The organism is Corynebacterium sp. HMSC034B08 (genome assembly GCF_001835805.1).
GTDB classification, from domain to species: domain Bacteria; phylum Actinomycetota; class Actinomycetes; order Mycobacteriales; family Mycobacteriaceae; genus Corynebacterium; species Corynebacterium coyleae.
Genome location: NZ_KV825958.1, coordinates 27,613 through 39,190, shown reverse-complemented (window position 1 = coordinate 39,190; position 11,578 = coordinate 27,613). Strand labels below are relative to the sequence as shown.

The window sequence follows — 11,578 nt, the reverse complement described above, 5'->3', positions numbered from 1 at the left end:
CCGGTACCGCTGTTTCGGGCTTCGAGAAGGCTCAGTGCGTTCAACTCGCCCTTCTTCCATCAGCTGATTCAAAGCCAACTGGATTGCGCTGCGGCTTCTCCCCGTTGCATTTCTTAGTTCAGTGCTTGACCAGGAATGTTGTTCATCGAAAAGTCGGAGAACCTGTTGGTAAGCCGTTTCATGAGTTTCTTCAGCAGTGACTTTCCTCTTATGAAAAGTCACAGAGAAATGCGTGAGAGAATTACTGAAAACAGGAGGCGGCATAAGCGCATCAGCGGTCGCTCGTGTCATCGTCGCGATACCCGTACCTCTATTTTCAGCGACGAGACCCCCGTCATCGAAATGAAGGTCTTCCAAAAAAGTTGCTAGCTGTTGGTTTCTCGTAGAAGACGCACCAGGGGTTCCCAAATTCTCCTTAGTAACACCGCCGTAAAGTCCGCCAGGATTAGATATGACTAGCCTGTCCACGAACATGTCGATCTGTACTGGTGTGCCGAGTGCAGTCGGGGAATAATCGCGATGCATAAGTGCGTTGACGAGTGCCTCGCGAACTGCGATTTGAGGATAGTCCGGTAAATCTCGGCGGAAAACTCCTTCTATAAGACCAGCAGTTCGCATATTTTTCTCAACTAGGCGGACACCTTCGTCTACCAGCTCGGGGATAGGGCCTCTAAGTCGCGCACTATCCAGCAGTCGAATTCCTTCTCCTACCTCGCCTTTTTCGGCACCTGGATAGAGGGCGAAAGTGACTGTCAGTCGTGGATAGAATTCTTGAGGAAAGTCGCCCATTGCTAACAGTGCTGCGAAGGTAGGGGAGTCGCCTTGGAGCACTTGAAGCCGTCGGAGCGCGATGTCTTCCCCGTCCTTAAAGGTCTTCGGACGTGAATTGCGTTGTTGCTGAAGGTAGGACCGAAGAATATTTTCATCTAAGTCGGTTAAGCGTGCTTCTTCGACGGGAGTGCGATCCCAGCGTGGTTGGTGGCTTTCCTCGCGCAATCGATCCACTTCATACGCGGTAAGGCGATGTTCGCTTTCGCCTAAACGGATATAGCTGCCACCGTAGGGCCCACGTGCGGTGATATAACACGGTTTATCAAACGGAGCCATTTCTTTGAAATGTGCAACGACGACACTGGAACCTTCGAATGGCATGACTTCGACCGTTGGACGGACTGGCGGAGTGAGCTTCTCGCAAAATGAATTTAGAGAGTCTTGAGTTTTCCGGGAATCGAAGTTGGGAACCGGGGTGAAACCCGATTCTTCGTCGATTCCAAAAATGATGATTCCGCCGTCTTTGTTAGAAAAAGCACTGAGTGTTTCCAACATGTTTTTGCCGGCGCCGGATTTAACTTCTACGTGCTGCTGTTCAGTACCGATTATGCGGAGTTTGTCTAGCAGCTGAGCAAGATCGACCGGCAACATGCCACCAACTTACCAATCAACTCCCCATGTTGGTAAGTAGTTGGGAAGTTGATTGGTAAGTTGCCTGCGACCCCAGTTAGCGCAGGCTCGGGATTTGGATTCCCAACTGCGGTGCGAAAGCCGCCGCGATACCGACGACTGCGAGGACAGCGGCGATCACGCCGACCACGATGCCAGCGGTGGAGGAGCCGTCTTCCTTGCTCGGCTGGCTCGCGGGCTTCGTCGGGAACGCAACCGTGGTGTTGCCTTCACCGAGGCAAGCTTCCTCAGCGTCCGCTTCGGCGTTGAGGAAGGCGTTCATGTTCTCGAAGAACTTGCCGGTGGAGGTTTTCTCGAAGGTGGAGTAGAACTTCTCCATCTGCGCCTCGTTGCCAAGGACATCGGTGAGACCAAACAAGAGAGCTAGCAGGGCGCCAGCGAAGTTGCCTTCGATATCGCCCTCTTTCTTCCTCGCTTCGACGTAGTAATTATCCCAGTCTGTTTCCTCGGATTCGGTGCCGCCGGCGAGGTTCTGCCCATAGGCAGCTCGCGCGCGCATCTGCAGGTAAAAGTTCGCGGTTGAGTCGTTCATGCCAGCCAGGCCGAGTCGGTTGAGGTACGAGGCCTTGTCCAGGGCGTTGAATGCTGCGTCGAAGGCATCGACAGTCTTGTGGCCGGTGAGTGGTTGCTTGTTGGCGTCGACGAAGTCATTGCCAACGGGACGAGCGGACGGGTATGCGGCTTCGAGCGACAGGTTGATGTCGCGTGCAAACGTCGAGTCGAGTCGGCTCGCCACGTCCTGTTCCATCGATGTCAGGAAATCCTTCTCCGCCGCGGTGAAGGTCACCTTGCACTTGTTTTGGTCGAGGGGGCCGACCTGTGCTGCCTGTGCAGGCGTGACAGCGGAAAAGGCCACAGCGGTGGCAGTAGCAAGAGCAAGGAAGCGCGACGTTTTCATGGAAATCTCCTGGGAACGGGGTGGGGACTTCCGTAAGTATAAGCGGGATTCACCCCCTCAGCTGGGCTATCGCATGGCGACGTAGAGCGCGAGCGCCGCCCGCCAGTTCGTCGGCGCGAACCCTGTGGCCTTGATCTTGTCCAGCGACAGGGTTGATTCGCGGGGGCGCACGGCGGCGTCGAGGCCGTACTCCTCGGTGGTGACGGGGTGGACGTCGGCGGGGTTGCCGCCCATGGCGATGTAGACGGCCATGGCGATTTCGTCGCGGCCGACGGTGTCGCCGTCGGAGGTGATGTTGTACACGCCGTATTCGGCACCGGTGCGAAGCAGGTGCGCGATGCCTTTGGCCAGGTCTTCGGCGGAGGTGGGGCGCCCGCGCTGGTCGGATACCACCTTCGGCGTGGCGCCCTTTTCGGCGAGTTGGGCCATGGTTTCCATGAAGTTGGCGCCGTCGCCGAAGACCCAGGAGGTGCGCACGACGTAGTGTTTGCGGGCGGTTTGGGCGGCGGTGTCGCCGGCGGCTTTGGAGGCTCCGTAGGCGGACAGCGGCGAGGGCACTTCGGTTTCGTCGTGGACCTCGACGGTGCCGTCGAAGATGTAGTCGGAGGAGACGTGGACGAAGGTGAGGTCGTGCTCGTCGGCAAGCCTGGCGAGTGCGGCGGGGGCGGTGGCGTTGGTGGCCCAGGCGGTGGCGCGGTCGGTTTCGGCGCCGTTGACGTCGTTGTATGCGGCGCAGTTGACCACGGCCCAAAACTCGGACCAGTCCAGCTCGGGTGGCGCGGTGATGTCGAAGTCGTCGCGGCCGACAAACAACGCCTCCTCGTCGGACCAGATTGCACGCAGCGCGCGGCCGAGCTGCCCGTTGGCGCCGGTGACTAGGATGCGGCGGGGTGGTAGTGGGGTGGCGTCGGCAAGCATGGGGTGTGCTTGGTCGGCGGCGGAGAGTTCGGTGGGCTCCAGCGGCCAGTCGATCTCGCGGTAGGAGCAGTAGGCGCCGCCGGGGCTGTAGCGCTGGTTGACCAGGTAGATGTATGTGGTGTCGTCTTCAAGCGCTTGGAAGCCGTTGGCTACGCCGCGGGGGACGAACACGGCGGTGTCGGGTCCGATTTCGCAGGTGTAGGTCTCGCCGTAGGTGTCGGATCCGGCGCGCATGTCCACCCATGCGCCGAAGACGCGCCCCGTTGCCACGGAGACCCATTTGTCCCAGGGTTCGGCGTGCATGCCGCGGGTGGCGCCGCGTCGGGCGTTGTAGCTCACGTTTTGTTGTCGCGGTACGAGTGCTTGGCCGGCCCAGTTTTCTTTGAACCAGCCGCGGTTGTCTTTGTGCAGTGTGAGGTCGTGGATTTCAAGTCCTGCGATCATTACTGTCCCCTTTGCGCATATTGCTTCTCGACGACACCCTTACCGTCCTCCCACCACCGACGATTCTCTCGGTACCAGTCGATGGTGTCGCGCAGGCCGGTGTCGAAGTCGTGCTTGGGTGTCCAGCCGAGTTCGTTGCGGAGTTTGGTGGCATCCATGGTGTAACGCTGGTCGTGGCCGGGCCGGTCGGCGACGTGTTCGTAGGTGCCGCCCATGATTTCGCAGATTGTTTCGATGACCTGCTTGTTTGTGGTGTGTGGCTGGTTTGCGCCGATATTATAGGTTTCGCCGAGCCGGCCGTGCTCGAGGATGGTGAGGACGGCGTCGTTGTGGTCGTCGACATGGATCCAGTCGCGCACCTGGGCGCCGGTGCCGTAGAGCTTCGCGGGTTGGCCGCACAGGATGTTGGTGATCTGGCGGGGGATGAACTTTTCTACGTGCTGGTAGGGGCCGTAGTTGTTGGAGCAGTTCGAGATCGTCGCTTTGATGCCGAAGGAGCGTACCCATGCGCGTACGAGGTGGTCGGAGCCAGCTTTGGTGGCGGAGTAGGGCGACGACGGGTTGTAGGGGGTGGTTTCGGTGAACGCGTCGGTGCCGCCGAGTTCGAGGTCGCCAAAGACTTCGTCGGTGGAGATGTGGTGCAGGCGCTTATCAAACTTGCGCACGGCTTCCAGCAGGGTAAAGGTGCCCACCACGTTGGATTGTACGAACGCGCTTGGGTCCCGCAGGGAGTTGTCGTTGTGGGATTCTGCCGCGAAGTGGATGACGGCGTCGGTGCGGGACACGAGGTCGTCGATAAGCGATTGCTCGCAAATGTCACCCTCGACGAACTCGACGCCCTCGGGGACGTTGGCGCGGTTGCCGGCGTAGGTGAGTTTGTCCACCACAACGACGCGGTAGCGCTGCGCCGCCATGCGTGCGAAGTTCGACCCGATGAAACCGGCGCCGCCGGTGACCAGCAAAGATTCCATATCGCGTTACCTTACAAGGCCTGCGAGGTGCACGAGCGCACCGACAACCGGCCCGACGAACAGGGCGACGGTAACCGAGGTGGCCACGCCCCACGGCGCGATGAAGAGGACCGCGAAGGCGATCAGCGTCGCCGCGACCCAGCCTGCCACGTAAAACGCATGCCGCTCCTGTGCGAGCACTGCCACGCCGGTGATCATGAGCATGCCCATAAACGCCGAGGCGAACGTGAGCAGCCCGAGCGTGAGGCCGGCGACGAACAGTTCCGGTTTAAACGCCAGCCGTAGGATCCACGGCCCGATGAGCCACGCGGCGGCGAACCCCACCACGCCGAGAGCGAGCACCGCGCCGATGGGGGCGGCAAGCGCCTTGTAAATACGGTCGCGGTGTTCCACGAACCGCACCACCAGCGCTGATTGGAAGCGTTGCAGCGGCACGAGCACGGGTGCGCGGGTGAGCATGACGGCGTTGGAGATCGCGGCGACGGTCAGGGAGGTCTGCGGGTCGTCGGGAAACGCGGCGCTGACGGCGGTGGGGAAGCCGGTGATCAGCGCTGCGGAGGCGCCTGAGGCGGTCATGGCGGAGAGGACGCGGCGCACGAACGTGGCGCGGTCCACGTCCAAGGCGACGCGCACCGGGTCGACGGCAAGGATGACCACCCAGCTCAGGGCGCCGATAACGGTGATGATGAGGAACTCGCGAAGCCCACCGCCGAGCAGCAGCGTGAGCACGGCGAGGACCAGGCGCGCGCCGGAGTCCAACGCCACGAGTGCGGCGTAGCGCTCCCACAGTCCCGCACCCGACAGCACGCCGGAGAGCACCGATTGGAACGCGTAAGACAGCAGGCCGAACGCCAGCAGCGCGGTGGCCAGCGTCGGGTCGGAGGGCACGATCGTACCCATGCCGAACAGGCCGAACACCGCCACGAGCGCCAGCGCCACCCCGCCGATGACCGCACCCATGCGCCACGGGTTGGCGTTGCCGCGAGTGCCGTCCTCGCGGGCGGCGGCGACGGCGCGGGTGGTTTCGTGGGTGATGCCGTCCACGATTCCGGCGCAGGCGAAGAACAGCCCCCAGTAGGCCAGGAAGTACCGGTAGCCGGTTTCTACGTCCAGCGCCCACCCGGCGACCCAGACGACGACCAGCCCGCTGATGGCGGCGAACACTGTCGCCAGCGAGAGGTGTTTCACGGGCACTCCGGCAGTTCGGCGTGCTGTACCCAGGCGTCCAGAATCCCTGTGACCTGCGCGGCGTCGGCGCCGTTGCGGGCAAAGGCGTCAATGAGCGTTTGCGTATCCACGATCCCGTCCGCGTTCGCAGCCACATAATCGCGCACCGTGTTGAAGAAGACTGGGTCGCCGACGCTTCGTCGTAAAGCATGCAGCGTGATCGCGCCGCGTTTGTACACGCGGTCGTCGAACATGTCGCGCGGGCCCGGATCCGCCAGGGTAAACCGCATGGGGGTGAGTTTGTTGTAGTGGGTGCGCACGGAGTCGTCGATAGGCATCTGTCCTGCGTGATCCGCCCACAGCCACTCGGCGTAGCAGGCGAAACCTTCGTTGAGCCAGATATCGCGCCAGTGGCCGATGCCGAGCGAATTGCCGAACCATTGGTGCGCCAACTCGTGCGCGATCAGCCGCTCGTTGCGGCGCAGGTGGTTGATGCCGAAGATGGACAAACCGTGCGCCTCGAGCGGGATTTCCAGCGCCTCCTCGTGCACGACTACCTGGTAGTTCTCAAACGGGTACGGCCCGAAGACGGTTTCAAAGTAGTCCAGCATTGCCTGCTGCTTGTTCAGGTCGCCGGGTTGCGCGCCGGGCAGCCACGCGACGACGTTGCGGCCGAGCTCCACGCGTTGGAACTGGCCGACCTGCACCGTGGCCAGGTACGTCGGCATCGGGTGCGCGGTGGTGTTGGTCACGGCGACGTAGTCGCGGTCGGTGCGCACGTTAAACGTGTAGGTCGCCTTCTCGTCGGGGGTGTCGTTGCAGGGGAACCAGGTGGGCGCGCCGTTGGGCTGGTTGGCGGTCAGCGCGCCGTTATCCAGTTCCTCCCAGCCGAGTTCACCCCACGCGGTGCGTCGCGGGCGGGGGTTGCCGCCGTAGCGGATGGTGAGGGTGAATTCGGTGTGGGCCGGGAGGTCGTCGTGAAGCGAGATGCGCAATTTTCCACCCGACTGGCGGAAGCGCTTGATGCCACTGCTTATCGACGACTCCACGCGCCGAACCGCAAGCCCCTCCGCCACATCCAACGTCAGGTGGTGCAGGGCTTCGGTGGTGGTCAGCGTCAACGTTGCGGTGGCGTTGAGCCGGTTGGGTCCGACGATGTAGTCGAAATCCAGGTCGTAATGCGTGACGTGGAACCCACGGTTGGGTTCCACGCCCGTGTAGTTGTCGCTGCGGCGTTTCATCGCCTGCGAAGTCTAGTCCAGCGCGGGCTTACACCCCGAGTGCCGGTGCGATAGTGGTGCGCCAGGCCTTGTCCAGGTCGTCGCGCCAGTACGGCCAGGAGTGGGTGCCCACGTTGCGCAGCTCGAAGTGCGCCGGGATGTTCAACCCGTCGAGCTTTGCCTTGAGGTCGTGGGTGCAGGTGTTGATCGCAGCCTCGATCACGCCGCCTTCTACCTGCAGCGTTGCCGCGCCGATGTGTGCGATCGGGTCCGGTGCGCCGAGGCCGATGAGGTAGCTGACCTGGTCGCTGCGCCCCGCCAGGCCGGTGCCCGCGGAGACGTAGAGCTTCAGGCCGCGCAGTTTCTCGGCGTTGAGCAGGGCGTCGTTCCAGCGGTTGTACGGTCCGCCCATTGGGCCCCACATCATCTCCGGGGTGACGGTTTTGAAGTCCTGGGTGGCCGACGCGCGGTTCACGGTGATGCGGGCGAAGTTGTAGCCGGCTGGCGAGGATGTCGCCGCGCAGCCAGAGAACGATGCCGCCGCCTTGTACATGCCCGGGTTGTGTTGCGGCAGGACGAGCGCCGAGGTGCCCGACATGGAGAACCCGGCGATCGCTCGGTTGTTGTTTGCACCGAGGGTGCGCTCAATCGGACCAGGCAGTTCCTTGGTCAGGAACGTCTCCCACTTCTGCGGGCCGTTGAGGTATCGGGAGCGCACGGTTGGGGCGACCCAGTCGGTGTAGTACGAAAAAGCGCCAGCCTGCGGGATGACCACGTTGACACCCTTGCCGGCGAAGTAATCCTTGGTGGTGTGCAGGTGGATCCAGTCCTGGTCCTGCTCCGCACCGCCTGCGCCGTTGAGCAGGTAGAGCGTCGGCGCGCCCTGGACGCGCTGGCCGGCCGGGTTGGTGGCGGGGATGACGGCAACCGGGATGTCACGGTTCATCGACGGGGAGAACACGTTGTAGGACAGGACCGTTTTGTGGTCGACCTGCTTCACCCAGGACTGCGGCTTGCCGGTGTGGATGACGGTCGGCGGGTTTGCCGTGGCGTCCCACGCCTTGACCACGCCAACCGGCTGCGCCACCGCGGGAGTCGTACCGCATGCGACGGCGACGGCGGTGAGTGCTGCGAGCGCAGCTTTCTTCAAGGTCTTCATGAGGCGGGTCCCCGTTTCTGTAACGAAAGTGTGTTGCCTGACGACATTCGAAGCGTCATTGTACGGTACATACGTTAAACCTGTGGCTATTGTTACAGATGTTCCACGTTTTGAAAGGAAAGCGACATGAACCCGATCGAATCCGTCCAGCTGCAGATCAACGAGGTCCTCGGCCAGCTCATCCACTTCGGCTCCTCGACGTCCTCCACGATCGCCTACGGCCTGGGCATGTTCTAAAAGCTAGAAAAAGAGGCACCCTTTTGCAGGGTGCCTCTTTTTTATTGCCTGTTTTTTACAGGCGCGGTTACAGACCCAGTTACAGGCCGAGCGCCGACTTGAACACGGTCTCGTAGGAGCGCTTCAGGTCGTCGCGCCACACCGGCCAGGAGTGGGTGCCAACCGGGCGCAGCTCAGCGTGAGCGACCTCCGCACCGTTGGCACGCGCCTTGACCAGGAAGTCGTGGGTGCAGGCGTTCATCGCGGCCTCGATCGCGCCGCCTTCGACCAGGAGGGTCGCGGCGTTCGCGGAACCCTTCACAAACGCGTCGGAGGAGTCCAGGCCCGCATCTTCGAGGCGCTTCCGCAACGTGCCCGGCATGTCGGTCTCCGCTGCGAGGCCGGTGCCGGTGGAGATGTACACCTTCGTGTCAGTGCCCGCCAGAGCTGGTGCGTTGACTAGGGCATCGTAGCGGCGGTTGTAGTCCGAACCCATCGGGCCGAAGATGTACTCAGGCGTCATGACACCCGGTGCAGCACGGTCCACCGTGAGGTTGATGAAGAAGCTCGGCAGCGGACGCGACGTTGCCGGGCAGCCGGAGAACGAGCCGACGGCCTTAAACATGTTCGGGTTGTGCTCAGCGAGCAGCAGCGACGAGGTGGCGGACATAGACATGCCGATCACGCCACGGCGGTTCGGGTCAGCCTTGATGTACGGCTCGATGGTCTGCGGCAGTTCCTTGGCCAGGAACGTCGACCACATCTGCTTGCCCTTGTAAAACACGTTGTTCTCCGTCGGCGGCTCTGCAGCCCAGTCGACGTAGTACGAGAACGCGCCCTCCATCGGGATGACCACGTTCGCGCCCGAGCGACCGTAGACCTCGTGGACTTCCTCGAGTGCCTGGGAAACCCAGTCGGTGTCCTGCTCGGAGCCACCAGCGCCGTTAAGTAGGTAAACCGTCGGGGCGTTCTCGACCGTTTCGCCCTTGTCGTTGGTGGCGTAGAACACCGCGACCGGAATGTAACGGCCCATCGATTCCGAGTGCACGCGCAGCGCTTCGTTCTTCCACACGCGCTGGTTGTCGGCCAGACGCTTGACCCAGCGCTGGTCCGCGCCGCTCATCGTCTTCGGCACCTCGCCGAGTTCCTTGATCGCCGGGTGCTGCTGCATATCCTCACCCATCGGGTTCAGCTTCGCCGCATCCTCCGAAAGCACCGTGGCGTCCGCATCTGTGTCAGCGGCTGAGTCGTCCTTGGCGTCCGCGTCGTCCTTCGAGGTGAGGTCCTCGTTGGTCGTGTCCTTGCTGGAGCCCTCCGGTACCAGCTCGGACGTGGTGGGGGTGGGCTCGTTCGAAGTTGGGGTTTCGGACGTTGCCGACGTTGTCGACTTCTCTGTCGGCTCGGTCGGGGTGGTCGTCTCCGAGGTGGTGGTCTCAGGCAGTGTTGTATTCACTGTCGACTGGGCAGCGCTGAGGACGGCGGGGGTGTCGTCGTCAAGCGAAGATGCGTAATGGACAACGGGAACGGCACCCGCTGTAACAAGGGCGACAGCGGCTACGGCGATGGCCGGACGCGTGAGTTTCACGGAACTGTGCTCGCTTTCCTAAAGACTTGGGGAGATCCTCCGCCACATTTTGCCAGACGGGGACGTACCATATGCATCGTGAGTAAAGAACATTTTGACGTTGTTGTCCTCGGCGCGGGCCCCGGTGGCTACGTCGCCGCCATCCGTGCAGCTCAGCTGGGTAAGAAAGTTGCCGTTATTGAGAAGCAGTACTGGGGCGGAGTCTGCCTCAACGTAGGCTGCATCCCATCCAAGGCGCTGATCAAGAACGCTGAAGTCGCTTCGATCTTCAACCACGAAGCAAAAACTTTCGGCATCAAGGGTGACGTGGAGTTTGACTACACTGACGCCCACAAGCGCTCCCGCCAGGTCTCCCAGAAGATCGTCGGCGGCGTGCACTACTTGATGAAGAAGAACAAGATCCAGGAAATCAACGGCCTGGGCTCCTTCAAGGACGCCAAGACCATCGAGATCACCGAGGGTGACGACAAGGGCAAGACCGTCACTTTCGACGACTGCATCATCGCCACCGGCGCCGTCGTGCGCACCCTGCCGGGCATCGAACTGTCCGAGAACGTCGTCTCCTACGAAGAGCAGATCCTCAACCCTGAGGCTCCGGAGAAGATGGTCATCGTCGGCGCAGGCGCGATCGGCATGGAGTTCGCCTACGTGCTGTCCAACTACGGCGTTGACGTCACCGTCATCGAGTACCAGGACCGCGTCCTGCCGAACGAAGACAAGGACGTCTCCAAGGAAATCGCCAAGGCGTACAAGAAGCTCGGCGTGAAGCTGCTCACCGGCCACGCCACCACCGAGGTCCGCGACAACGGCGACTCCGTCGAGGTCGACGTGAAGAAGAACGGCTCCGACAAGACCGAGACCCTCAAGGCCGATCGCGTCATGATCTCCGTCGGCTTCGCACCGCGCACCGAGGGCTACGGCCTGGAGAACACCGGCGTGGAGCTCACCGACCGTGGCGCCATTGCTATCGACGAGCGCATGCGCACCAACGTCGATCACATCTACGCCATCGGCGACGTCACCGCGAAGCTGCAGCTCGCCCACGTCGCAGAGGCACAGGGCATCATCGCCGCCGAGACCATCGCGGGTGCAGAGACCCTCGAGATCGAGGACTACATGATGACCCCGCGCGCCACCTTCTGTAACCCGCAGGTTGCCTCTATGGGCTACACCGAGGAGCAGGCCAAGGAGAAGTGGCCGGACCGCGACATCAAGGTCGCTACCTTCCCGTTCACCGCAAACGGCAAGGCAGTCGGCCTGGCAGAGACCGCAGGCTTTGGCAAGCTCGTCGCCGACGCTGAGTTCGGCGAGATCCTCGGCGCCCACCTCGTTGGCGCGAACGTCTCCGAGCTCCTGCCGGAGGTTGTGCTTGCGCAGCGCTTCGATCTGACCGCCGGTGAGATCGCACGCTCCATCCACATCCACCCGACCCTGTCTGAGGTGCTCAAGGAAGTTGCCCACGGCGTCGAAGGCCACATGATCAACCTCTAAGCAATTCTTTAGGTACCTTAAAGAGCATCGCGGTTTTCGCGGTGCTCT

General features: G+C 62.1%; 9 protein-coding genes. 1 reads left to right on the top strand and 8 read right to left on the bottom strand.

Annotated features, from left to right (window positions below; all coding sequences use genetic code 11):
- The 8 genes from HMPREF2656_RS12485 to HMPREF2656_RS05350 all read right to left on the bottom strand — a co-directional run.
- Nucleotides 1–1,422: ATP-binding protein (locus HMPREF2656_RS12485; protein WP_083319455.1), on the bottom strand; the 1,422-nt coding region annotated here is incomplete at its 3' end.
- 76 nt (nt 1,423–1,498) lie between these two features.
- Entirely contained in the window at nt 1,499–2,359 is an 861-nt protein-coding gene (locus HMPREF2656_RS05380; protein ID WP_070816045.1) for a hypothetical protein, read from the bottom strand.
- 66 nt (nt 2,360–2,425) lie between these two features.
- Entirely contained in the window at nt 2,426–3,721 is a 1,296-nt protein-coding gene (locus HMPREF2656_RS05375; RefSeq protein WP_070816044.1) for a sugar nucleotide-binding protein, read from the bottom strand.
- On the bottom strand, nt 3,721–4,692 hold the full coding sequence (rfbB, locus tag HMPREF2656_RS05370) for a dTDP-glucose 4,6-dehydratase (RefSeq protein WP_070816043.1): 972 nt from the start codon (nt 4,690–4,692) through the stop codon (nt 3,721–3,723). The genes HMPREF2656_RS05375 and rfbB overlap by 1 nt, the downstream gene beginning before the upstream one ends.
- Before the next feature lie 6 nt (nt 4,693–4,698).
- Nucleotides 4,699–5,880 carry a polysaccharide biosynthesis protein gene (locus HMPREF2656_RS05365; RefSeq protein WP_070816042.1) on the bottom strand — a complete coding sequence of 394 codons (1,182 nt, stop codon included), beginning with the start codon at nt 5,878–5,880 and terminating at the stop codon, nt 4,699–4,701.
- The gene (locus tag HMPREF2656_RS05360; protein ID WP_070816041.1) at nt 5,877–7,100 is read right to left on the bottom strand and encodes a M1 family metallopeptidase; all 1,224 of its coding nucleotides are present in this window, start codon (nt 7,098–7,100) and stop codon (nt 5,877–5,879) included. Before HMPREF2656_RS05360 ends, HMPREF2656_RS05365 begins: the two co-directional genes overlap by 4 nt.
- Nucleotides 7,101–7,128: 28 nt before the next feature.
- Nucleotides 7,129–8,238: an alpha/beta hydrolase gene (locus HMPREF2656_RS05355; protein ID WP_070482945.1), complete on the bottom strand. Its 1,110-nt coding sequence runs from the start codon at nt 8,236–8,238 to the stop codon at nt 7,129–7,131.
- A 316-nt stretch (nt 8,239–8,554) separates the two neighbouring features.
- Complete coding sequence (locus HMPREF2656_RS05350; RefSeq protein WP_246825122.1) at nt 8,555–10,039, bottom strand: alpha/beta hydrolase; 1,485 nt, start codon at nt 10,037–10,039, stop codon at nt 8,555–8,557.
- Nucleotides 10,040–10,117: 78 nt separating this feature from the next.
- Here HMPREF2656_RS05350 and lpdA point away from each other — a divergent pair, with 78 nt between their 5' ends.
- The gene (gene lpdA, locus HMPREF2656_RS05345) at nt 10,118–11,530 is read left to right on the top strand and encodes a dihydrolipoyl dehydrogenase (RefSeq protein ID WP_070421516.1); all 1,413 of its coding nucleotides are present in this window, start codon (nt 10,118–10,120) and stop codon (nt 11,528–11,530) included.
- The last annotated feature ends 48 nt before the right edge of the window (nt 11,531–11,578 follow it).

What these genes read in the sequence shown, in the direction of transcription:
- HMPREF2656_RS05380 (WP_070816045.1), bottom strand. Translation starts at nt 2,359, where the DNA reads ATGAAAACGTCGCGCTTCCTTGCTCTTGCTACTGCCACCGCTGTGGCC.
- HMPREF2656_RS05375 (WP_070816044.1), bottom strand. Translation starts at nt 3,721, where the DNA reads ATGATCGCAGGACTTGAAATCCACGACCTCACACTGCACAAAGACAAC.
- rfbB (WP_070816043.1), bottom strand. Translation starts at nt 4,692, where the DNA reads ATGGAATCTTTGCTGGTCACCGGCGGCGCCGGTTTCATCGGGTCGAAC.
- HMPREF2656_RS05360 (WP_070816041.1), bottom strand. Translation starts at nt 7,100, where the DNA reads ATGAAACGCCGCAGCGACAACTACACGGGCGTGGAACCCAACCGTGGG.
- HMPREF2656_RS05355 (WP_070482945.1), bottom strand. Translation starts at nt 8,238, where the DNA reads ATGAAGACCTTGAAGAAAGCTGCGCTCGCAGCACTCACCGCCGTCGCC.